Origin of the sequence: Empedobacter falsenii (assembly GCF_019308355.1) — a bacterium.
In the GTDB taxonomy this organism is placed as follows: Bacteria; Bacteroidota; Bacteroidia; order Flavobacteriales; family Weeksellaceae; genus Empedobacter; species Empedobacter falsenii_B.
Map to the genome: position 1 here is coordinate 25,610 of NZ_JAAGKM010000010.1, position 24,400 is coordinate 50,009.

At 30.3% G+C, this 24,400-nt stretch carries 18 protein-coding genes and 1 pseudogene; 12 read left to right on the plus strand and 7 right to left on the minus strand.

Annotated elements, in window-relative coordinates:
* Positions 1 to 2: 2 nt before the first annotated feature.
* Positions 3 to 1,019: an alpha-1,3-galactosidase-related protein gene (locus tag G0Q09_RS15150; RefSeq protein ID WP_443093327.1), complete on the plus strand. Its 1,017-nt coding sequence runs from the start codon at positions 3 to 5 to the stop codon at positions 1,017 to 1,019.
* 111 nt (positions 1,020 to 1,130) lie between these two features.
* Entirely contained in the window at positions 1,131 to 1,862 is a 732-nt protein-coding gene (locus tag G0Q09_RS06175; protein ID WP_219034294.1) for a hypothetical protein, read from the plus strand.
* A 61-nt stretch (positions 1,863 to 1,923) separates the two neighbouring features.
* Here G0Q09_RS06175 and G0Q09_RS06180 read toward each other — a convergent pair whose 3' ends face one another.
* Both G0Q09_RS06180 and G0Q09_RS06185 read right to left on the minus strand, forming a co-directional pair.
* Complete coding sequence (locus G0Q09_RS06180; RefSeq protein ID WP_038332397.1) at positions 1,924 to 3,507, minus strand: FMN-binding glutamate synthase family protein; 1,584 nt, start codon at positions 3,505 to 3,507, stop codon at positions 1,924 to 1,926.
* Positions 3,508 to 3,739: 232 nt separating this feature from the next.
* Positions 3,740 to 5,323 (minus strand): ABC transporter substrate-binding protein, encoded by a 1,584-nt coding sequence (locus tag G0Q09_RS06185; RefSeq protein WP_257468093.1) that lies wholly within the window; start codon positions 5,321 to 5,323, stop codon positions 3,740 to 3,742.
* Positions 5,324 to 5,382: 59 nt separating this feature from the next.
* Between G0Q09_RS06185 and mtaB the strand changes: the two genes are divergently transcribed.
* The 4 genes and pseudogenes from mtaB to G0Q09_RS06205 all read left to right on the plus strand — a co-directional run bounded on the left by mtaB (position 5,383) and on the right by G0Q09_RS06205 (position 9,255).
* Positions 5,383 to 6,720 (plus strand): tRNA (N(6)-L-threonylcarbamoyladenosine(37)-C(2))-methylthiotransferase MtaB, encoded by a 1,338-nt coding sequence (mtaB, locus tag G0Q09_RS06190; RefSeq protein ID WP_038332401.1) that lies wholly within the window; start codon positions 5,383 to 5,385, stop codon positions 6,718 to 6,720.
* A gap of 111 nt (positions 6,721 to 6,831) precedes the next feature.
* Positions 6,832 to 7,362, plus strand: coding sequence for a DUF4136 domain-containing protein (locus G0Q09_RS06195; protein ID WP_219034295.1), 531 nt, complete (start codon positions 6,832 to 6,834; stop codon positions 7,360 to 7,362).
* A gap of 144 nt (positions 7,363 to 7,506) precedes the next feature.
* Positions 7,507 to 8,070: pseudogene (locus tag G0Q09_RS06200) on the plus strand (porin family protein); the annotation flags it as partial.
* 54 nt (positions 8,071 to 8,124) lie between these two features.
* Complete coding sequence (locus tag G0Q09_RS06205) at positions 8,125 to 9,255, plus strand: carboxypeptidase-like regulatory domain-containing protein (RefSeq protein ID WP_219034296.1); 1,131 nt, start codon at positions 8,125 to 8,127, stop codon at positions 9,253 to 9,255.
* A gap of 10 nt (positions 9,256 to 9,265) precedes the next feature.
* On the opposite strand, the gene G0Q09_RS06210 is transcribed toward G0Q09_RS06205, so the two are convergent.
* On the minus strand, positions 9,266 to 9,718 hold the full coding sequence (locus G0Q09_RS06210) for a cupin-like domain-containing protein (RefSeq protein ID WP_257468094.1): 453 nt from the start codon (positions 9,716 to 9,718) through the stop codon (positions 9,266 to 9,268).
* A 104-nt stretch (positions 9,719 to 9,822) separates the two neighbouring features.
* On the opposite strand from G0Q09_RS06210, the gene G0Q09_RS06215 reads away from it, so the two are divergent.
* The 4 genes from G0Q09_RS06215 to flxY are packed head-to-tail and all read left to right on the plus strand — an operon-like array spanning position 9,823 to position 17,494.
* Positions 9,823 to 13,014: an MMPL family transporter gene (locus tag G0Q09_RS06215; RefSeq protein WP_257468095.1), complete on the plus strand. Its 3,192-nt coding sequence runs from the start codon at positions 9,823 to 9,825 to the stop codon at positions 13,012 to 13,014.
* A complete protein-coding gene (locus G0Q09_RS06220) occupies positions 12,989 to 14,560 on the plus strand; it encodes a phytoene desaturase family protein (protein WP_219034297.1) in 1,572 nt (523 codons plus the stop codon). The genes G0Q09_RS06215 and G0Q09_RS06220 overlap by 26 nt, the downstream gene beginning before the upstream one ends.
* Positions 14,547 to 16,208, plus strand: coding sequence for a C45 family autoproteolytic acyltransferase/hydrolase (locus G0Q09_RS06225; protein ID WP_219034298.1), 1,662 nt, complete (start codon positions 14,547 to 14,549; stop codon positions 16,206 to 16,208). Before G0Q09_RS06220 ends, G0Q09_RS06225 begins: the two co-directional genes overlap by 14 nt.
* Positions 16,187 to 17,494 (plus strand): flexirubin biosynthesis putative acyl-CoA ligase FlxY, encoded by a 1,308-nt coding sequence (flxY, locus tag G0Q09_RS06230; RefSeq protein WP_219034299.1) that lies wholly within the window; start codon positions 16,187 to 16,189, stop codon positions 17,492 to 17,494. Before G0Q09_RS06225 ends, flxY begins: the two co-directional genes overlap by 22 nt.
* 51 nt (positions 17,495 to 17,545) lie before the next feature.
* Here flxY and G0Q09_RS06235 read toward each other — a convergent pair whose 3' ends face one another.
* From G0Q09_RS06235 to G0Q09_RS06250, 4 genes are all read right to left on the minus strand, one after another.
* A complete protein-coding gene (locus tag G0Q09_RS06235; RefSeq protein ID WP_125350368.1) occupies positions 17,546 to 19,108 on the minus strand; it encodes a M20/M25/M40 family metallo-hydrolase in 1,563 nt (520 codons plus the stop codon).
* A 128-nt stretch (positions 19,109 to 19,236) separates the two neighbouring features.
* The gene (locus G0Q09_RS06240) at positions 19,237 to 20,268 is read right to left on the minus strand and encodes a hypothetical protein (protein ID WP_219034300.1); all 1,032 of its coding nucleotides are present in this window, start codon (positions 20,266 to 20,268) and stop codon (positions 19,237 to 19,239) included.
* A 243-nt stretch (positions 20,269 to 20,511) separates the two neighbouring features.
* Positions 20,512 to 20,937 (minus strand): Hsp20/alpha crystallin family protein, encoded by a 426-nt coding sequence (locus G0Q09_RS06245; RefSeq protein ID WP_257468096.1) that lies wholly within the window; start codon positions 20,935 to 20,937, stop codon positions 20,512 to 20,514.
* Positions 20,938 to 21,134: 197 nt separating this feature from the next.
* Positions 21,135 to 21,926: a S1/P1 nuclease gene (locus G0Q09_RS06250; RefSeq protein ID WP_219034301.1), complete on the minus strand. Its 792-nt coding sequence runs from the start codon at positions 21,924 to 21,926 to the stop codon at positions 21,135 to 21,137.
* A gap of 342 nt (positions 21,927 to 22,268) precedes the next feature.
* On the opposite strand from G0Q09_RS06250, the gene G0Q09_RS06255 reads away from it, so the two are divergent.
* Both G0Q09_RS06255 and G0Q09_RS06260 read left to right on the plus strand, forming a co-directional pair.
* Positions 22,269 to 22,610: a PadR family transcriptional regulator gene (locus tag G0Q09_RS06255; protein WP_125350363.1), complete on the plus strand. Its 342-nt coding sequence runs from the start codon at positions 22,269 to 22,271 to the stop codon at positions 22,608 to 22,610.
* Positions 22,603 to 24,399 carry a PspC domain-containing protein gene (locus G0Q09_RS06260; RefSeq protein WP_219034302.1) on the plus strand — a complete coding sequence of 599 codons (1,797 nt, stop codon included), beginning with the start codon at positions 22,603 to 22,605 and terminating at the stop codon, positions 24,397 to 24,399. The genes G0Q09_RS06255 and G0Q09_RS06260 overlap by 8 nt, the downstream gene beginning before the upstream one ends.
* Position 24,400: the final 1 nt, after the last annotated feature.

Sequence of the window (24,400 nt, forward strand, 5' to 3'; positions counted from 1 at the left end):
CGGTGCATTATTCGGAAGGAATGGGTTTGTTGGCACAGTTAACAGAGAATATCTATTTAGATAATTTCAATGTTTCGTTGAGAGGAAAAGATGATCCGAGATATTTTACGGCGCAGGCAGATGCTACGCATTTTTCTGGTTGTAAAGGAGTTATTGTTTCTAAAAATGGATTGTACGAAAATATGATGGATGATGCAATTAATATTCACGGAACTTATCTAAAAATCCTTAAAAAATTAGATGATAAAACACTTATTGCAAAATACATGCATGAGCAAACTTATGGATTTGACTGGGGTTACAAAGGAGATTTGGTGCAGTTTATACAAGCGAAAACGATGGAACTTTGGAATGATAATAATTCAATAGAATCGATTGAAGTGATTCGTAAGGATAATTCAGATCCAATTCGTGAATTTAAAATTGTATTGACAAAATCATTGGATAAATCTATTGATCCAACAACAATGAATATTGGAATAGAAAATTTGACTTGGACTCCAAAAGTAGAATTTAAAGGAAATACAATTCGAAATAATCGTGCAAGAGGAGCATTATTCAGTACGCCGCAAACAACTATTGTAGAAGATAATCTTTTTGATCATACGTCTGGTACAGCGATTCTTTTGTGTGGTGATAGTAATGGTTGGTACGAAACAGGCTCTACGAGAGATATTACGATTAGAAATAATAAATTTATCAATTCGCTTACTAATATGTTTCAGTTTACAAATGCTGTGATTTCAATTTATCCCGAAATTCCAGATTTGAAAAATCAAAAGAAATATTTTCATAGTGGAATTAAAATTGAGAAAAATTATTTCGAAACGTTTGATAAACCAATTTTATATGCAAAATCTGTAGACAGAATTATTTTTTCGAACAACAAAATAAAAACAAACTCAGATTATCCAGCTTTTCATTGGAATAAGAAAGAAATATTTTTTGAGCGCATCATAAACGAAACGATCAAAAACAATACAAACGATGGAAAACCGATGGTTTATCCTTCAAAATAATCTCAAGAACCATTCGAAAGAGTGTTTTTTTTTTTGTGTCTTACTTTAACAATTATTTAAAATTTTATTCTGGATTAATCTAATATCTTTAGAATACAATAATTATTAACCATGAAAAAGACATTTACTCTCATAGCATTTACAGTGTTTCTTGTAAATTCTTATAGCCAAAAAGGACCGAATATATCTTCGGAAATTGAGAATTCTGTATTGTTGAATGATTACAATGTAACGATTCAACAACGATTAAGAACTATAGAATTGAATCTTCAAGAAGTTGTTTTTTCTGAAAAATTTATCAATTCTACGAATGGTAAAGAATATATTTTTACAATAAAAAGTGACAAAAATGATGAGTTGTATAACGAATTTACTAAGATTGATACAAGCAAATCTTTGCAAAAATTAGATTATGCGCCATTTAATATTACAACTATTACAAAGAATGAAACGGAAAAGAAAAGAGTTTTTTATAACGAAGATTTAGAGAATTTTTTCAATAAAATTAAAAGTCAATATTCGCAAGATATTTACAATTTTATGAGAGAACTTCCATCAGGAAAATATTCGTACGATTTTAAAATTAATCAGCGAATAAAAGATGATTCTCAGAAAACAAATCTTGTAAAACAGGTTGAAAAAGTATTGACAGAACAAAATGCTTTGAATGATAATCCATTTGAACAGCCACTAATCTTAGTGAATAAAAAAGAAAAATTTTACAATCAGCTTGAAGAATTGGATGCCTCAATACAACCAACAATTAACTATCTTGATCAAAAAACAGCTAAATCTACATATTTTGGCTATTTCAAAAATGGTGTAGTTTTGATTACTTATTAATAGTTACACATAAAAAAAGCAATCCAATTGGATTGCTTTTTTTATTATTATATGAAATTGATTAATTCACTTTACTTAATGTACGAACTCTAATTTCTTGTAAAACATCTTCTACAGACATTCCTACATATGCACCTTCTTCTACAATTGGGTACAATTGATCATAAGACATAATACGCGTATTGTCGATACGTAAATTTACGTGAGAACGATTGAAATCTCTGTGAGATTTAACACCTGTTGCAGAAATTAATTCAGATAATATATGCATTGTTTTCTTGTGGAAATTATACATACGAGTTGCTTTATCTTCTACATCTAACCCTTTCATCAATTCACGATCTTGGGTCGCAACACCAACTGGACATGTATTTGTATTACATTGTAAAGCTTGGATACATCCTACAGCCATCATCATAGCACGAGCCGAATAAACTAAATCTGCACCAATCGCCATTGCACGAGCAATGTGGAAAGAAGAAATAATTTTTCCAGAAGCTACAACACGAATATCTTTTTTAAGACCATAACCACGTAAAGTATCAACTGCGAAAGCTAAACCATCTAACAAAGGCATACCTAGAGAGTTAGAGAACTCTACAGGAGCAGCTCCAGTTCCACCTTCACCACCGTCAATTGCGATATAATCTGGTTTGATACCCGTTTTAATCATTGCTTCACAAATTTCGATAAACTCACGTTTAATCCCTATACACAATTTGAAACCAACTGGTTTTCCACCTGATAATTCTCTTAATTGTTTGATGAAATGTAACATTCCTTCTGCATCAGAGAAAGCTGAGTGAGATGGAGGAGAATCAACAGTTGTATATGGTTCTACAGCACGAATCTTAGCGATTTCTGGAGTATTTTTATTTGCTGGTAAAATTCCTCCGTGACCTGGTTTTGCACCTTGAGAAATTTTCAACTCAATCATTTTTACATTTGGTAAAGTAGCACGCTCTACATACTTATCTGGATCGAAACCACCATCAGCTGCACGACATCCAAAATATCCTGTACCAATTTGCCAAATCAAATCTCCACCTGGCTGTAAGTGATATGGAGAAATTCCCCCTTCACCTGTATTGTGCGCAAAGTTTCCTAATTTGGCTCCTTTGTTCATTGCTAATACAGCATTTTCACTTAACGAACCGAAAGACATTGCAGAAATGTTTAATAAACTTGCTAAATAAGGTTGTTTACATTCGCTTCCACCAACTTTTACACGTGGATCATCAGCATGTTTGATTTTTCCTGCATACATCGAGTGATTTAACCACTCATATCCTGGTTCATAAACATCTAATTGCGTCCCAAAAGGAACTGTGTCAATTACATTTTTTGCACGACGATACACCATACTACGCATCAAACGGTCAATAGGCTTTCCTTCAGTATCCGTTTCAACAAAGTATTGCATAATTTCTGGACGAATACTTTCTAACAAATAACGTCCATGTCCAATAATTGGAAAGTTTCTTCTGATAGCGTGCTTTGTTTGCGAGATATCTGCAAATCCTAAAGCAATCAAAGGAAGAATAATTATTAAAGACCATAAGATACCTGGCCAAAAATAAGAGATTACTCCAATTGCAACAAGAGTAACGATAGATCCTACTACGAAAAGTTGTCTTACTTTCATAAGTAAAAATTTAAATGATTTTGATTAAAAATTTGGTGTCAAATATATCTAAAAAAACTCGGTTTAACGCCTATATTTCTGAAATAATTTCTTTTAAATTGTTGATTTCAAACGTTAGAGAAAACCCATTATTTCAAATAAGTTAACAATTATCTAATGTAGTGAAATAAAATGAAATATTATTTAGATTTTTTTAAAAGATGTTCAAACTTTTTGAGAAATGTCAAAAGAATTATTCTTTGTAAACTCTCGTTAAATCCAATAATTTGATTGGTCCCATCGAAAAATTCTTAACTTTTTTATTCAAAAATAACGTTGTTTGATCATAAAATAATGGCAAAATTGGAGCGTTTTGCATCATCAATGCATCCATTTTTTGATAAATTTTGGCACGTTCGTCTAGATTATTGGTCAAAAATGCTTGTTCGTACATTTTATCAAATTCACCATTTTTGTAATGTGAATAATTTGGACCTTCTGGCGCAAAGTTTTTCGAATAATATAAAGACAAAAAGTTTTCGGCATCTGGATAATCTGCTCCCCAATTTGCGCGGAACAACGTAAATTTTCCCGTTGCTTTTCCATCGCGCATCGTTGGTCCAGGTACAACATTCACTTTTATTGGTAAGCCTAATTTTGCCATTTCTGCCGCAATATATTCACAAACATCTACATATTCTTGCACAGTTGTCAGCTCGATTGGTACAATTTTTTCGTTCGTTTTTTTATAGCTATTGATTAGTTCACGTGCTTTTTCGGGAGAATATTTGTAACCACTTTCTGGCGAATAACCTGGTAAACCTTTCGGAATGAAACCTCCATCTGCTTCAAAAGCTTGACCTTTCATCATATATTTGATGATTTTGTTTTTATCAACTCCATAATTTAATGCTTGACGCAATTTCAAATCAACTGCATTGGGCGCATCAAGATAAAAACATAAATAAACGGTACTTAAATAAGGAACTTTTTGAATCGTTAAAATATTTGAATATTTTGGATTCAAATCTCCGATTGGATTTAAAATTTCATCTTTATAAGAAGGATCCAAATCTGCCATCATATCCAAATTACCTTTGATTAATTCTAAAAATTCTGAATTTTTCTCTGGTAAAAATGATAAATTAACCGCTTCTAAATATGGTAAACGTTGTCCTTTTTCATCAAACTCGAAATACTTTGGATTTTTTCTAAAAACCATTTTCACATTATCTTCCCAAATCTTAAATTGAAAAGGGCCTGTACCAATTGGATGTTTCAAGAATTCATCGTTTCCATTTTTGAATAATTCTTTCGGAACAACCGAAGCATATTTCATCGAAATTAATCCCAAAAATGCAGGATAAGCCTCTTTTAATTTAATTTCAAAAAGTGTATCATTTATCGCTTTATATGAATCAATATTATTCATAATCCAACCTCCAGAACCTCCAGCTTTCGGATCTTTTAAACGATTAAAACTATACTCGAAATCTGAAGCCGTTACAATTCGAGTCGAATCTTTTCCGAAAGCTTCATGTTTATGAAAAAAAACATCATTTCTCAAAGTAAAAGAATACGTTTTTCCATCTTCAGAAATTGTCCAAAATTTTGCAATATCTGGCTGAATTTCTAGTTCGTTATCAATCTTCACTAAACTATTGTACATTAAATTGCATGCCCAATTATTGGCTTGTGTACGTGCATTGATAGGATCTAAAGAAGAAATATTATCGTAACGATTTAATTTAAATACTTTGTTTTCATCGATTTCAATTTTCTTAGAACACGAAAATATTGAAACGAATAACATAATGTAGATAAAGTATTTAGTCATTTTGAATAGCTGATTTATTTATGTTTCAAAACTATGGATAATTTCTTAAATTTGCAGCTATGAATAATCAAACTAAAACAGTTGCATTTCATACATTGGGATGTAAACTTAATTTTTCTGAAACTTCGACGATCGCAAGAAACTTGAAAGATAATGGATATCAGAAGGTTGAGTTTACAGATTCTGCGAATGTGTACGTGATAAATACATGTTCGGTAACCGCAAATGCAGACAAAGAGTGCAGAACGATTGTGAAAAATGCAATGAAAGCAAATCCAGAAGGTTTTGTTGTCGTTGTAGGTTGTTATGCGCAGTTGAAACCGCAAGAAATTGCGGAAATGGAAGGTGTTGATTTGGTTTTAGGAGCTGCAGAAAAATTTAATATTGCTGAATATTTAGACGATATCAATAAAAAAGAAGAAACAATTGTACATTCTTGTGAGATTGAAGAAGCCGATTTTTACGTTGGTTCATACTCAATCGGTGATCGTACGCGTGCTTTTTTGAAAGTGCAAGATGGTTGCGACTACAAATGTACGTATTGTACAATTCCTTTGGCTCGTGGAATTTCGCGTTCAGATACAGTAGAAAATGTTATCAAAAATGCGAATGAAATTGCACAAAAAGGAATCAAAGAAATTGTATTAACGGGTGTAAATATTGGTGATTACGGTAAAGGTGAATTCGGGAATAAAAAACACGAACATACTTTCTTGGAATTGGTACAAGAATTAGATCAAGTTGATGCGATAGAACGAATCAGAATTTCTTCGATTGAACCAAATTTATTAAAAAATGAAACAATTGATTTTGTTTCAAAAAGTAATCGATTTGTTCCGCATTTCCATATTCCATTACAATCTGGTAGCGATGAGATTTTGAAGAAAATGAAACGTCGTTATTTATCTAATCTTTATTTAGATCGTGTAACAAAAATTCGCGAAGTGATGCCAAATGCGTGTATTGGTGTAGATGTAATTGTTGGTTTTCCAGGAGAAACAGAAGAATTGTTTATGGAAACATATAATTTCTTAAACGAATTACCAATTAGCTATTTACATGTATTTACTTATTCGGAGCGTGATAATACAGAAGCGATCGAATTTGAAGGAGTTGTAGATCAAGGAGAACGTAAACGTCGTAATAAAATGTTACGAATTTTATCAGAGAAAAAACGTCAAGCTTTTTATCAGTCTCAATTAAATTCTACTCAAAAAGTGCTTTGGGAACATGATAATAAAGACGGGAAAATGTTTGGTTTTACAGAAAATTATGTAAAAGTTCAGACAGATTTTAATCCTGAATTAGTCAACGAAACGCAAATTGTAGATTTGGTTAGAATCAATCACAATGGAATTGTTGAAGTGAAAATTCAAGAGTTAGAATTAGCAAAATAAAATTGTAAATATTAGTTAAAAAGAAGTTCATGTATTTTGAGCTTCTTTTTTTTTTGATTTACCTTTACATTTAGGAATAATAATTGTAGTTTTAAATAAAAAATCAAGGTCATGAAAATTATACACTTTACTTTTATAATTTTGTTGTCATTATTTGTAACAAGCTGTGGAACAGTTCAAGTAAGTACAGATTACGACAGATCAGCAAATTTTGCTTCATATAAAACTTATACTTTTCACCAAAAAGGATTAGATAAGTTAAAGGTTAACGATTTGGATAAGAATCGACTAATTAAAGCAATTGATGCACAAATGGCTACAAAAGGATTTACAAAAGTAAGTTCTGATGCAGGCTTAGTTATTAATTTATTGACAAGTTCTAAAGAACAAGTTTCTGTAAATAATAACAATTGGGGCTACGGTCCTTATGGTTACTATGGCGGATATTACGGCGGAAATAGCGTTTCTTCTTATCAAGCAGGAACAATTGTAATAGACATTATTGATGATAAACGTAATATATTGGTTTGGCAAGGTGTTGGTTCTGATCTTAATTTGAGTAATATCAGTGCTAAAGCGGAAAGAATCCCGAAAGCAATTGAAGAAATTCTTGCTAAATTTCCACCTCAACCAAAGAAATAAATTTTCGAAAATAATATAGAAAGTTCTTCATTTGGAGAGCTTTTTTTATGAAATGAAGTTTGTATTAAAAAAAGCTTTAATTTTGTTAAAATTATACAATAACTTATGAAAAATTTATAAACCAATCTATTAAGTTTATTTCTTTTAAGTTTATCTACTTTTTCTTTTGCTCAAATCGAATTTGGAGTTAAAGGAGGTGTTGGACTTAGTAACACAACTATTGTTCATGGAGTTTCTAAAGAGAGAGTTGGATTTTTAGTTGGAGGAGTTGCAAAATATCAATTAACTACTCGAAACGAAAATCATTATTTACAAGCTGAAGTTTTATATACTACTCAAGGTGAATATTCGTTATATAAAGAAGGTGGAGAGAAATACAAAGCTTTCTTAAATTATATCAATATTCCAATTATGTATAAATACTATTTTGATGATCAAGGAAAAGATTTCTTCGTTGAAGGTGGTCCTCAATTAGGTTTCAAAGTATCAGAAAAATTTGATGAAAATGAACCTGAAAGAGAAAATAATGTTCCAAAATCGTTTGATTTAGCTTTTAATATCGGTGGAGGTTATTCTATTGATAGAAAATACGAAATTAATTTACGCTATCAATATGGTTTAATAGATACTTACGACTATAAACGTTGGGATAATGGAACAAATCGTTCATCATTTTTAACTTTAGGAATTACATATTTCTTCAAATAAATTCAAAACCGCTTTATAGCGGTTTTTTTATTATCTTGTTTTAAAATTTAGTCAATGAATTTTAAACAAATTATTATTTTAGGTTTTTTCTTAATTAGTAGTAATCTATTTGCACAAAATACAATTAAAGGAAAAGTGATTGATGAAAAATCGCTTCCAATTATTAATGCTGAAATCTATGTCGATAATTCTACGATTAAATCAAAAACGAACGAAAAAGGTGAATTTGAACTAAGTCTTCCTAATGGACAATATAACTTAATTGTTCGTGCAAGTTTGTTTGAAAATTATATTTTGAATGTTAATACAAATCAAATTACATTTTATAAAGTAGTTTTAGAACCTGAAGTGGTAGCGTTGCAAGAAACAGTTGTTCAAGCAATATCTAAAGAAGATTGGTTGTATTATTATCAGACTTTTTTGAAATTGTTTTTGGGAAGTAATGAAGCTGCAAAAAAATGCAAAATAGAAAATTCGAAAGACTTAAGGTTTAAATATGATAAAAATACACGACAATTATCTGCTACTTCTAGAAATCCTTTAATCATTACAAACAATTACTTAGGTTATAAAATCGAGTATGACTTGGTTGATTTTAATGTTGATTTTAAGTCAAATTATGTCTTAACTCTTGGAACAGCACTTTTTACTGAGTTAAAATCATCAGCTTCTAAAGAAAAAAAATGGCAAGAAAATCGTCGTAAATCTTATTTAGGAAGTATTACTCATTTTATGAAAGCAGTTTATGAGAATAAAATTGAGGAAGAAGGATATGATATAAAACGATTGATTCGCAAGGATAATCCTGAATACATAAAATTTAAAGAAGAAACTTTGTTAGGAGGTAGAATTGAAGGTAAAGTTCTTCCAAAAATAATTACTTACTTAGTTAATCAAAAAGTTCCATCTGATAGTTTGAAAATCGTTGATAATAATAATCAGTATCTTAATTTTAAAGGATTATATTCAGTTGAATATAAAAATGAAAAAGAGGATTTGGACTATGCAAAACAGAATGGTGCAAAATATATTTCGAACCAACTTTCTATTTTCGCTATAAAAAGCGATTTATTAAAAATTGAAGAAAATGGTACATATTACCATCCTGCTAATTTGGTTGTTGAAGGATATTGGAGCTGGGAAAAAATAGCAAACATGGTTCCTATGGATTATAAAATTGAGTAATATTTAAAACCTATTTCTTAATTCCATAATATCCATGACTTTTCTTTATTGCCCATTTTTCTTTAAAATGAATCCATTTTAGTTGAAAAATCTTGCGCATTAACTTATCTGTATAGCGCATAATAAATACATGATAAATGGTATTCATCACTTGAAAAAACTCATTAGGAAAGGCGCGTAAAGACATTGAAAATCCTGCTTCTAAATAACGATTATAATGCCAATAACCACGTGGGATAAATAAAGCATCGCCATGATTCATGACAAAATCAAAACCTTTTGCGTGTTTCAAAGCTGGGAATTTTTCGTAATCGGGATGATCATAATCAATTTCGTAAATTGTATGTACAGAAAGTGGAACTTTATATAAAGCTTTGGATTGTTTTGGATCAAACAACAAAATTCGTTTATCACCTTGAAACTGAAAATGAATAAAATCCGTCATGTCAACATCATAATGCATCAAAACTTTAGCTTCACTTCCTCCAAAAAGAAGATTATAAAAAGTTAGAACAAAAACTCTTAAAAGATTCGATTGCTTCTATTGTTGAAAGTAATTACAAAAGTTTGATTACACCGACTGGAATTGTTTCAAAAGAATTTATGTTGAAAGATCCGCTTGGGTTGACTTTTGTTGCATTAAATCGTTTAAAAGAAAAGAATTTGACGGATGATTTCGAAGTTTACAATGGATTTATTGTGACGAAAGATCATTCGAAATTATTTCTTTTTATCAATCCTAAATTTTCAGGAAGTGAAACAGAACATAATACTGAATTTGTTAATCGTTTAGAAGAAATTCAACAGCATTTAAATCCAGAATATAGCGGAAAATCAACATTGAGTTATTTCGGTTCAAGCTTTATTGCAGTTGCGAATGCAAAACAAATTAAACAAGATATTATTACAACTGTTTTGATTTCGATGATTACATTAATGGTCATTTTAATTGTATTTTATCGAAAAATTTACATTCCGATAATTATTTTTATTCCTTCCGTTTTTGGTTTTTTCTTTGCTTTGGCACTTTTGTATTTTATTCAAGGTACAATTTCTGCAATTTCTTTGAGTATTGGAGCAGTTTTATTAGGAATAACGATTGATTATTCGTTGCATATCATGACGCATTATAAGCACAATAGCGATTCTAAAACATTGTTTAAGGAGATTACAAAACCGCTTATCATGAGCTGTACAACTACAGCGATTGCATTTTTGTGTTTACTTTTTGTGAAATCAGATGTGTTGAAAGATTTAGGAATTTTTGCTGGAATAACAGTTGTTGTTTCTGGTGTTTTTTCATTGTTGATTATTCCACATTTATATCATCCAAAAGAAGATGCGATTGAAAATAATTCTTCAATAATAGAGAAGTTAGCGTTCTTTTCATTTCATAACAACAAGATATTGATTGGTGCTTGTGTTCTTTTGATTATAGTGAGTTGTTTTACGTTTAATAATGTAAATTTTGATAAAGATTTGTCTAAGCTAAATTATGTTCCAACCGATCAAAAAATAGCGGAACAAAAGTTAGAAACTTCTTCAAATTCTATCTCAAAATCGTTGTATGTTGTCAATTATGGAAACAATGTAGAAGATGTTTTAAATCAAAATATTGCGTTAACAAATAAGCTTGAACTAGCAGAAAATAAGGATGAGATTTTAAGTTATAATTCCATTCAATCGTTGGTTTTACCAATTTCAGTTCAACAAGAAAAAATTAAAGATTGGGAAAATTTTTGGAATACAGAGAAGGTGAGTTTTGTAAAAAATGAGTTTATTAAGGATGGAAAAAAATATGGTTTTAAAGAAAGTATTTATAATCAATTTTTCTCAATTTTCGATAAAGCATATAAACCTTTAAAATTAGAAGATTACCGCGCGTTTAATCCTTCTCTTTTTGAAGAATTTGTTTCTCATAAAAATGGGTTTTATACGATTTCTACTTTAGTAAAATTAAAGGAAGAAAGCCGAGAAAACTTCATCAAACAATATCATAATAAAGAAACAATTGTAATTGATCGTAAACAGCTAAACGAAAATTTTTTAGGAAATTTAGTTACTGATTTTAATAATCTTGTCAATTACTCATTTATTGCTGTTTTATTAATATTGTGGTATTTCTTTCGACGTATCGAATTGGTTATTATTAGTGCAATTCCTATCGCATTATCAGGTTTGGTTACAGCTGGATTGATGGGACTTTTTGATATTAAATTCAATATTTTTAGCAGTATTGTATGTACATTGGTTTTTGGGCATGGTGTTGATTTTAGTATTTTTATGACGAGTGCTTTACAAAAAGAATATACGACTGGAAAAGACGAAATGCCTACTTATCGCACTTCGATTTTATTAGCAGTTATCACGACAATTTTAGCAATTGGAGCGTTAATTTTTGCCAAACATCCAGCGTTAAAATCAATTGCATCAGTTTCGTTAGTTGGAGTTGTGGCAGCGCTAGTAATTACATTTATTTTCTACCCAATTTTATTTCGATTTTTCATCTCAAATCGTCCTAAAAAAGGTAAAAGTCCAATGACGTTGTGGTTAGCAATTCAAAGTGGAATTTTCTTCATTTATTTTGGATTATTTGGTACGGTAACTTCATTAATTCTTCGATTTTTGATGCTTATTTTACCAATTTCGAAAGAAAAAAAATATAAACTTTTTGGTTGGGGAATGTCAACTTTTATGAAATCTGTGTTGATGTTAAAGCCAACTGTTGTCAAGAAAATTATTAATCTAAATCAAGAAGATTTTAAGAAACAATCAATCATAATTGCGAATCACACTTCGTTCTTGGATACGTTGGCGATTGGAATGTGTACGCCTAAAATTGTGTTCTTAGTGAACGATTGGGTTTACAAATCGCCAATTTTTGGTCGTGCCGTGAAAATGGCTGGTTTTTATCCTGTTTCAAATGGTGTTGAAAATAATATTGAAGAGATTAAAACTCGAATTGGGAATGAGTTTTCGTTAATGATTTTCCCTGAAGGAACGCGTTCTCGAACGAATAATATAAATCGTTTTCACAAAGGTGCATTTTATTTGGCGGAGAAATTACAACTTGATATTTTACCAATTTATATTCATGGGAATTCTGAAATTATTCCAAAAGGAGAATTTTTAATTTTTGATGGACATATTTATTCAATAATAGGTAAAAGAATTGCTTGGAATGATGAAAACTATGGTTTGAATTATTCAGAACGAACTAAAAGAATCAGTAAGGAATTTAAAAATAATTTTCAAGAAATTCGAGATAAATATGAAGATAAAAACTATTGGAAACAGAAATTATTTTTAAGTTTTTTGTACAAAGAATCTGAAATTATTCAAGTTGTAAAAAAGGATTTTAGTTTGAATAAATCTGTTTATCATCAATTAAATAATGCATTTACAAAAGATGAAAAAATAGTTCATTTTTCGAATGATTTTGGACAAATTGATTTTTTATTATTGATGCAACAAGCAAACCGAAAAATAATAACGTTTGTAAAAGAGGAAGAAAAGCGAGAGATTGCAGCAACAAATTACATTACAAAAATTCGTTCGTTAGAATATCGTTCTGATCTTGATGTTATAGATGATTATAAGACGCTTTTAATTTCTACTGATATTGAAAATATTTATCAAGAAACAATAAATCAATTTGAGAAAATTGTTGTTTTAAAGAATAGAAATATTGACGAATCACTTTTTACAAGTTTTGCCCAACAAACCGAAACAAATGAATACACAATTTACACAAAATAATTCTGAATCTCATTACGATGTAGTCGTTATTGGTAGTGGTTTGGGAGGACTTGTTTCTGCGCTTATTTTGGCAAAAGAAGGAAAGAAAGTTGTTGTATTAGAAAAGAACAATCAGTTTGGAGGGAATTTGCAAACTTTTGTTCGAAATAAAACAATTTTTGATACTGGTGTTCACTATGTTGGAGGTTTGGATAAAGGAGAAAATTTGTATAACTATTTCAGTTATTTGAATATATCCGACAAATTGAAATTGCGCCAGTTGAATAAAAATGGTTTTGATATGATTTCGTTTGATGATGATTCTCAGGAATATCCAATTGCGCAAACGTATCAGAATTTTGTTGATCAATTAGCTGTTTTTTTTCCTGAAGAGAGAGAAAATTTAATCAAATACAGCAAAAAATTAGAGGAAATTTGTTCTGCTTTTCCTATGTATAATTTGAATATCGGAACTTTTGCTGATGAAGAAGATTTTTTGTCGATTAATGCGAAAGAATACATCGATTCGGTTTTCACAAATAAGCGTTTGAAAGCGGTTTTAGTAGGAAATAATTTTCTTTATGTAGGACAAGCAGAGAAAACGCCTTTGTACATACACGCGCTTTCAGTTAACTCTTATATACATTCGGCTTGGAGATGTGTAAATGGAGGAAGCCAAATCGCGAAACTTTTGATCAAAGAACTGAAGAAATATGGAGGTGAAATTTATAAATACCAAGAAATAAAATCATTTGTACAAAACGAGAATGAAGAAGTAATTGGTTGTGAAACAACAAAAGGAAAACGTTTCTTTGGTAATTTATTCATTTCGAATATTGACATTAAAAAAACAATAGATATGTTAGGCGAGCGTAAGTTTGGTAAACCATTTTCTCGACGCGTCAAAAGCTTGGAAGTAACGCCTTCTGCATTTACTATTTATATTGTTTTTAAGCCAAAAAGTTTTTCCTATATCAATCATAATATTTATCATTTTAACTCGATAAATGATGTGTGGGACAGCTACGAAAAAACTACAAATGATTGGCCAAATACATACATTGCAACATTTAGTATGGATCAACAAGATGAAGAGTATTCGGAAAGTATGACGGTTATGACGTATATGATGTTTGATGAAGTACAAAAATGGGAAGAATCGTATAATGTTGATATTAATGATAATTACGGAAATAGAGGAGAAGAATATGAAGAATTTAAACGTCAGAAAACGGAATTAATCATTCGTAAATTAGAGAAAAAATTTCCTGATATTAGAGAAAAAATTTCTTCAATTCATACTTCTACGCCTTTATCTTATCGCGATTTTATAGGTTCTGAAAAAGGAAATATGTATGGATATTTGAAAGATAGTAATCATCCGATGAAAACATTTATTTCACCAAGATCAAAAGTAAAAAATGTGTTTTTTACTGGTCAAAATGTCCGTGTTCATGGAGTTTTGGGTGTAACGGTTGGTGCATTTGTAACATGTTGCGAAATCCTTGGTGCTGACTATTTAATGAATAAAGTTCATCGTGAAATAAAACTAAATGCGAATGAATAAAACTATTTACTTTTTTACGTTTATTTTTTTTACGTTTATATCTTGTGGCATTAGAAAAAGTTTAGAAAATCGTCCTGATTTGTCTACTTTTCAATCAAAACAATATAGTAGAAATGAGATCAATGACTCACTTTTTTATATTGAAAATAATTTTTTTAAGAAAAATAAAACACAAAATTGGGAACTTTTTGTTTCGGGAGATCCGTTAGAAATTGGTCAAAAAACAGGTGTTTTAACGAAAGAATTATATGCTTTTCAAGAGCAATCTTTCATGAATTTGATAACTGATTTTATTCCTTCTGAAAAGCGCAGAAAATTTCTTTTCAAAGTACTCAAATATTATAATCGAGATTTACATAAATATGTCAACAACGAATATAAAGCACAAATTTATGGACTTTCTGAGTCTGCAAATAGCCGCTATGATTCGTTAATAGACAAATATAATCGTAACCTTTTTTTACATGGGGCGCACGATATAGGACATGCTATGCATGATTTGATGTTGGTTGGTTGTTCATCTTTGGCTGTTTTGGATAATAAATCTGAAGATGGAGGTTTGTTGATTGGTCGCAATTTTGACTTTTATGCAAATGATGATTTTGCGAAGAATAAAATAGTTTCGTTTGTCAAGCCAAATTCTGGTTATCCATATATGTCGGTGACTTGGGGTGGAATGATTGGTGTTTCGTCTGGAATGAATCTGGAAGGGCTTACAGTAACGATAAATGCGGGAAAATCTTCTATTCCACTTAAAGCAAAAACGCCCATTTCTCTCGTTGCTTTAGAAATTTTACAATATGCCTCAACGATTGATCAAGCAATTGAATTAGCAAAGACTAAAAAGGTTTTCGTTTCTGAGAGTATTATGATTGGTAGTTCAAAAGATCATCGTGTGGTGTTGATAGAAATTTCTCCTAAAAAGTTTGGTGTTTATGAAGTTCAAAATCAACCTTATTTAGCATGTACTAACCATTTTCAGAGTGATGTTTATTTGGATGATAAGCGAAATAATATTCAAAAAGAGGAAAGTCATTCGGTTTATCGTTTTGAAAAAATTGAAGAACATCTTTCGAATGAAAATAAACTAAATCCCGCTAAAATGGTTGAATTATTGCGTGATACAAATGGTTTGAAAAACACCAAATTAGGTTACGGAAATGAAAAGGCTTTGAATCAACTAATGGCGCATCACGCAGTTGTTTTTCAACCAGATAAACGATTGGTTTGGGTTTCGTCAAATCCATATCAATTAGGTGAGTTTACAGCTTATGATTTGAATAAAATTTTTAATGATTCTATTTCAAATTATATGTTAAATGTAGATAGTTTGAGAATAGAAAAAGACAAGTTTGTCTTATCTGCTGATTATTCTAATTATGAAAAATATCGTGAACAAACACACCAAATAAGTAAGTTGATAAAAGAAAATAAGAAAATTGATGAAACTTTTTTAACAAGTTACATTCAAAATAATCCTGATTTTTGGTTGGTTTATGACAAAGTTGGTGATTATTATTTTCAGCAGAAAGATTATCAACAAGCGAGTTTTTATTATAAATTAGCATTGACAAAGGAGGTGACTACAGTTCCTGACCGAAATAAAATTCAGAAAAAATTATCCAAATGTTCTCGAAAAACGCGTTAACATCCTTAGAACTTCAATCTTTAGAAGAGATTAAAGAATTTCAAAATCAGAAACTTCAAGAACAGATAAAGTATCTTGCGACGCATTCCAAATTTTATCAAGATTTATTCAAAAAATATCAAATTGATTGGAAATCTATTCAAACAACGGAAGATTTAAAATTAATTCCTGTTACAACGAAGAATGATTTGCAACAATATAATTTTGATTTTTTATGTGTTCCATTAACTGAAATTATTGATTACTCAACAACTTCTGGAACTTTAGGTGATCCTGTAACATTTGGTTTGACGGATAAAGATTTAGATCGTCTGGCAGCAAATGAAATGAATTCTTTTCAACGAATTGGGGTTCAAAAAGGTGATGTTGTACAATTGATGACAACGATTGATCGTCGTTTTATGGCTGGTTTGGCGTATTTTCTTGGTTTGAGAAAAATAGGCGCGGGCGTTATTCGTGTTGGTGCTGGAGTTCCGCAATTGCAATGGGATTCTATTTTAAAATATCAACCCAAATTTTTGGTTGCTGTTCCATCTTTTTTATTGAAAATGTTAGATTATGCAGAGAAAAATAACATCGATTATCAAAATTCATCCGTAAAATCGGTTTTGTGTATTGGAGAGTCGTTGCGTGATAAAGATTTGAATTCGTCTTTGTTGGCGCAAAAAATAAATTCGAAATGGGATATTCAACTTTTTTCGACTTATGCTTCAACCGAGATGGGAACAGCGTTTACAGAATGTAATGAATCGGTTGGAGGACATCATCAGCCAGATTTGATTATCACAGAAATTTTAGACGAGAATAATGAAGTTGTACAAGATGGTGAATTAGGTGAATTGACAATTACAACATTAGGAATAGAAGGAATGCCTTTATTGCGTTTTAAAACAGGTGATTTAGTACGCAAACATTCCGATAAATGTATATGCGGGAGTAATTCGTATCGATTAGGACCAGTTGAAGGTAGAAAGCAACATATGATAAAGTACAAAGGAACAACCTTGTATCCGCCAGCTTTACATGATATTTTGAATCATTTTGATGAAATCAAATTACATTTAATCGAAATTTATTCGAACGAATTTGGAACAGATGAAATTTTAATTCGATTAGTTTCAACAGACGAAACCGATGATTTTTTAGCAAAAATAAAAGATTATTTCAGAGCAAAATTACGCGTAACGCCTTCTATAAAATTTGAAACTTTTGAAGAATTACAATCAATTGTTTTCAAGCCAGAAAGTAGAAAACCAATTACGTTTGTTGATTATAGAGAAAGTTAAATATATGAAATAAAAAGTCCACTGAAAGTGGACTTTTTATTTGAAAATATCTTATTTTAAATAAGTATCAGAATTTCTTGCCGGGCTTTTAACCTCTGGCCATTCTTGCTGTTTTCCGTCTCTACCATTAGGTAAAATACGACGCTCACGACTTACTAAATCTTTTTCTTGATCTGCCATCATCGTTAAAGTAGCACTCAAAATTGCATTCGTTTGTACTTCTTCAAAAACGATTTTATCATACGTATCTTTGTTTGTGTGCCAAGTATACGTACCGTAACCCCAATTTAATGAACTAAGTCCGAAAGCTGGCGCTCCTGCAGCGATAAAAGATGCATGATCCGATCCTCCACCACTTGGCATTCCAGGGAAATCTGTCTTGATTTCTTTCGTAATAAAATTAGGAACAGCTTGTAACCAGCGCGTCATGTATTCATATGATTTTTCAAAACCAGATCCATTGATGTTTACTACACGTCCTGTTCCATTATCTTGGTTAAATACAGCTTGAGTGTTTTTAATAATTTCTGGATGATCTTCTACAAAAGCACGAGAACCATTCAATCCTTGTTCTTCACTTCCCCATAAACAAATCAAAATTGTACGTTTGTTATTTGGGTATAATTTTTTGATTGTACGAATTGTTTCCATCATTGTGATAGTTCCAGTTCCGTTATCTGTTGCTCCTTGCGCTCCATCCCAAGAATCGAAGTGAGCAGAAAGAATAATGTACTCGTTTGGTTTTTCTTTTCCTTTAATTTCTCCAATAATATTGAATGTTTTCGCAACTCCATTGTGTTTAGATTGTGCATTAACAGTCAATTTTGGAGCAGTTCCATTTTCAGCTAAACGATATAACATTCCGTAATCTTCATTCGAAATATCTAACATTGGGATAGTTTTCGTTTTTGCACCAAAAATTCTATTTGCTCCCATAATTCCTGTCCAATAAGAAATTGCAACCGCTGCAGCTCCATTTTTCTCAAAAACTTCTGGAAGTGTATTGTTGTTGTAACCTGTCACTTTTATAGAATTTGCCCAAGCTTCGGCTTCAGCTTTTCTTGTTTCAGTAACTTTTTTATACAAATCCTCTAAACCAAAATCTTTGTATTGATAATCAGAACGTCCATATGATTGGTTTTGTGACATCAAAACAACTTTTCCTTTTACAGAAGGTAACCATGCGTCAAATTCAGCTTTTGTTTTGAAAACAGGCATTGCGATAGCATCTGCATTCACAGCTTTTTTAGTTGCTGGTGACCATGCTAATTGAGTAGCTTCGATAGATTTTGCTCTTGGATACGTCATATCAACATGCGTTATTCCGCGCTCCCATGCTTTCCATGTTCCATAATCTTCACGGCGGGCATCAATTCCCCAAGATTTCAACGTTTTAATTGCCCATTCTCCTGCTTGATCCATTTGTGGAGTTCCTACTAAACGAGGTCCGATTCCGTCTAATAATTCGTGCGAAATTTTCTTCAACTGCGAATTATTTTGAATTTCGGTTACAAAACTTTGTACAGTTGGGTCTAATTTTTCTTGTGCTTGCGCATGTACCGCAATAGACGATAATACAATTGTAGAGTAGGTTAATGTGTTAATCAATTTCATAATTAAAGTAATTTCGTGTGATAAATTTTACAAATTAGGTCTAAAATAGAATATTTTGTGAAATAAAAAAAGACATCTGTAGATGTCTTTTGTGTAATTATGTTTTTTTGAAAATATAGTATTGTTTTTTAACTATCTTTCATTTTAATGAATCGATTATTTTGTAGCACAAATATTTTGTCAGGGTTATAGGCATGATTCTTTTTCGATTCTTCATTTAATGGAAAAACCGTAATTGCTAAAACTGGAAAATCATTGAAACTAAATATCTGTAAATTAATGTTTTTATATAAATATTCGTCCTGAGAAAAATTTGCATCAAGTAAATTGTAATAATTAATCAATTCGACATCGCTCATAATACTTTCGGTTAAATTTTCTGGATGATAACCAACAAATAATAAACCTCCCTGACCATGCAGCATTGCATAAATATTTTTTTCAATTTCTTTCGGACAATTCTTTTCTAAAAACTGAACATAATTAAAATATTGATAATGAAAAAGATGATCGTAAAGACAATCTAGAATAAATTCGTTGTTCGAAATATTATTTATAAAAAATTGTCTTGTTGGGTTATTCCACAAAAAAGGTGTGTCTAAAATTTTGAAATAGTCATCTTTAATAGCAAAATTTGAGAATAGATTTTTATTTAATTTTATTGCATTTATTTGTTCTTCAAAACCTAAATTTTTCAGTAACTTATATTCGTTTATTAAATTGTTAAGTTGTTCAGAATAATTAATTTGTTTAGAATTTTTTAAAGAATAAATTTCATATTCGTTATCTTTTTTTAAAGAATCGAAATCTTCATTTAACACAAAAGACAAACTAATTCCGTAAGGAAAAATGGTTTCATTTGGAGTGATAAAAATAGCTTCTTGATTAACTAGTTTTAAGCGTTTGTAATTATTTTCGTTAGGAAAATTGATTTCAGTATTTATTCGATCAATTGCTTTTGGTTGAATAAAGTTACTTTCAATTTGTAGCAAACCTTCATTTGAAATAATTTCGATGTAATTTTTAAGAAAATTAAAAGCATCCAACCTATTTTTTAACCCGTTATCCGAATTAAATTCAGTTGTTTGAAATTCTTTTGAGCTTGTGCAAAAACGTGTTTTTACAACATAAGTTATTGTAGATAAAATGTTTTTGTGCATAGTTGAATTTTAATCTTTTGTAAATGTAAAAGATTAGTTTTTAATAATTTTTACTAAAAAACACTTTTTTATAAAAATTATTAAGTGTTTTTGTTAAGAACTTTTTGATTCCGTTTTCGATAAAATAGTCACTTTTTTTAACATTGTTTTTGAGGAAATGATAAAATTATAAATTTGATTTAAACAAAAAATCCTCAACTCCGAAGAATTGAGGATTTACTAACCAACTAAAATTAACTATATCTATGAAATTTGTATGCTACGTTTTTCTTTTGGTAAAGCTTCTTCTTTCTTAGGTAGAACTAATTGCAAAATTCCGTTTACATAAGAAGCTTCTATTTTATCTTCGTTTATGGTTTCTGGCAATGTAAATGCTCTTCTGAAGCTTGAAAAATTAAATTCTTTTCTCGAAAATTTTTCTTCTTTTACTTCTTCATTTTGTTTAAATTCTGATGAAATTTTCAAAATATTTTCATCAATTTCAATAGAGAAATCTTCTTTGTTTAAACCTGGTGCAGCTAATAAAATCTCGAAACTATCTTCATTTTCTTTGATATTTACTGCAGGAAATTGATTTTGAGAATTTACAAAAGTTTCAAATTTTGGACGCATTGCATTTTCAAATCCAAAAGGAAAATAATTTGCTCTATTTTTTCTTGCTGTATTCATGTCTTGTATGTTTAAATTTTTGATTTCATTGTTCATGTTTTCACTTTATTCAAATTATGTGCAAATCGATATTTTAAGACAAAATGACTGGTTTTTACTATTTTCAAATGTCAAAATGACCGAAAATTTAAATTTTGAACATAAAAAAATCCTGAAAAGTCATTTTCAGGATTTGTAAATCTCGGTAAAGATTCTATTTATTTATAAATTTCGTCTAAAACTTTTGCTAAACGTAGACCGCCTTTTAGCATTTGATCTTCGATCGTTTTTTTGTTGTCAAAATGATAACGGTAACCTAATTTATCGTCCATTTTAACACCTGCGTAAATTCTGTTTGCAATAATATAAGAGCCGTAAATCCAATCAGCAAAAGTTCCTTCTTGCATTGTTTTTTGTTGTTCTTTCGTTGCAATATCCAGTAAATTAGAATATTCTGTGTACGAATAGTTTTCGTAATCAACCAATTTAGAATCCCAAACGGTATGAATATTTACTTTATCGCGAAACCATTCAACTTTGATTCTATTTCCACCCAAATCGTCTGGACGCCCAACATGTAAAGGTTGATGCGCATCTCCCAAAATGTGAATCAAGAAATATAAATCGTGTTGTTTTTGTTCGATTGTTAAATTCTTGTTGTTTTTTAATTCATTAATCAAAAACAAACCTTTTTTGTACATATTATCATCAGAAGTTCCATCTAGCGCAACATCAAATTGTGCACGATCCAAATCTCCTGGAATATTTACGTAATGGTAAGAATCTGCATGTTTCCAAGAATCATCAGACTTGATAAAATCTGGCCAGTTCGCCCAATACGCTAATTTTTGTGGACCAATAATTTTTGTAATTTCTTTACGAGTTTTCTTGCTAATATGTTGTTCTGCAATTTGAGAAACTACTCGGTGACCTGTTAATCCCCAAGCTAAAGCACTTTCTGAAGCTAAAAATGCTCCTAAAAGCATTGCACTTCCTATAATTTTTTTCATTGTGTGAGCTCGATTTTTGACAAAGGTAATAAAACTAATTCAAGTAGAATGAGTGATTTTTGAAGGTGATTTTTAAATGATAGTTAATATTTTTTCAAGTAAAATCAAGTACTTTTTCATAAAAAAAACATCGATTTTAAAATATTCTTAAATAACTTAAAAAACTTAAAAAACTTAAAAAACTTAAAAAACTTAAAAAAAATATTAATTCAATAAACCTCGATAAACAGGCAGATTGGTATGTCTTTTATTTATAATACTAAAAATAATTCAGTACTTTGTTTTGCATAATACTAAAACTTTTATATATATTTGTATAACAAAATAAAACAAGCCGTTCTTATGAATATAGAGAAAACAAAAGTTCAGATGCGAAAAGGTGTACTGGAATATTGTATTCTCAGCATTATCAAAAAAGGAGATGCGTATGCATCTGATATCATAGACGAATTGAAAAAAGCAGAGATGATTGTTGTTGAAGGAACATTATATCCGCTTTTGACAAGACTAAAAAATGATGACCTTTTACAGTATCGCTGGGAAGAATCAACGTCAGGACCACCTCGCAAATATTATGCACTTACAGAGTTAGGTGAAAATTTTTTAAAAGAATTAGCTGAAACTTGGGAACAGTTAATTGAAGCCGTGAATAAAGTAACCACAGAAACGCAGAAAAATGGATAAAACAGTATCAATAAGTATAGGAGGATTTTCTTTCGTGTTAGACGAAATCGCCTATAATAAATTAAAGACCTATTTACAAGATGTAAAAACTTCGTTGAGAGGTACGGAAGGTGTAGAAGATATTATTGAAGATGTAGAAATCCGTATTTCTGAATTATTTCGTGAACGATTAAAATTTAGAGAAGTCGTAAACGAAGATGACATCAATTTTGTAATTGCAACGATGGGACATCCAGATCAATATAAGGTTGAAGAAGATGAAGAGAACGAAAAAACGTCTACAAATTCATCATACAATTATTCGTCAAATAATCAATCGTATGGTGGGCAACAAACTGGTGCGAAACGTTTGTACCGCGATCCAGATGATACAATTGTAACAGGATTATCTGCTGGTTTGGCGCATTATATGGGCGTTGATCCTTGGTTTGTACGTTCTATTTGGTTAGTTCTTGGAATTTTGGGAATTTTCACAGCAGGTGTATCATTTTTCTTAGTGGTATTCTGTTATTTTATCTTGTTAATTTTTGTTCCAAAAGCAAAAACAACATCAGAGAAGTTACAGATGTACGGACAACCAGCAAACATTGATACATTAAAAAAAAACGTAGAACAAGCTAGTGAAGCTGTTGTAAGTGGAAGCAAAGAATTAAGTAATAAATTAGGCGGAGCCTTTGGTGTTTTTGGTCGAATTTTACTTTGGTTCATCGGATTTATCATTCTAAGTTCAGGAATTGGATTAATCATTGGAGGATTCTTTTTCTTCTTTACTACTTGGACAGAAATGCCAACAGAATTATTCGGTTATCTTGTTGAAGAGGAATGGATGAGCATGGCAGCCAAAATATTTGGAGGAATATTAATGGTAATTCCAGGTATTTTGTTGACAATTTTAGGTGTAAAATGTTTCTGGAATAAAGTAAAAGTAAGCAAAGCTGTCATCTTTGGATCAATCGCTCTTTGGTTTGTTGCATTATTTGCAATCATCGGAATTTCTGTAAGTACAGCAAGTAAATTTAGAAACTCAGTTGAAATGACACAAGAAAAAAGTTATGTTATTCCTTCTGATACCTTACAAGTTTATTTTAGAGAAAATAATGAAGGTAACTTAAAGTTCAAAACTTTTAACGATTTAGATCAATTAATTGATGCTGATGGAAACTTAATCATTCCAATTGATGATATTTTTGAGATTGAAGAAAGTACAGACGATAAACTTCATGTTCAAGTAACTTATTCTTCTAAAGGAGGAAGCAAAGAAGAAGCAAAACGCAATTTAGAAGCAATTAGATATAATTACGAATTAAATGGAAATAAACTTTATTTAGATGAGTTTATTAAAATTCCTAAAGATGGTAAATTTAGAAATCAAACGGTTGATATCAAATTGTATGTTCCTAAGAACAAATTAATTCACACGAATAACACTGATCGAATAACAATTATTAATAATGATAATGATCGTGATTATTTATACGATTTGAAGAATAAATTTATTGGATATAATGGAAAAAAATTCGTATGTTTGAATTGTCAAAAAGATTCAGATTCTGAGGACGATATTAATCTTGATTCAGAGGATGTAAACATAAATTTGAATGACGGAAACGATTCGGCGAGAGTTAGAATTGATAAAAATGGTATTCGTGTCGAAAGTAAAGACGGTTCAGTAGGACTAAATTTACCAAGAACTGAAAACAAAAAAGAAAAATCAAACCAAGAAATACACTATAAAGATGATACAGATTCTATTAACATTAACTACAGAAATCATTCAAATAATCGTTGAT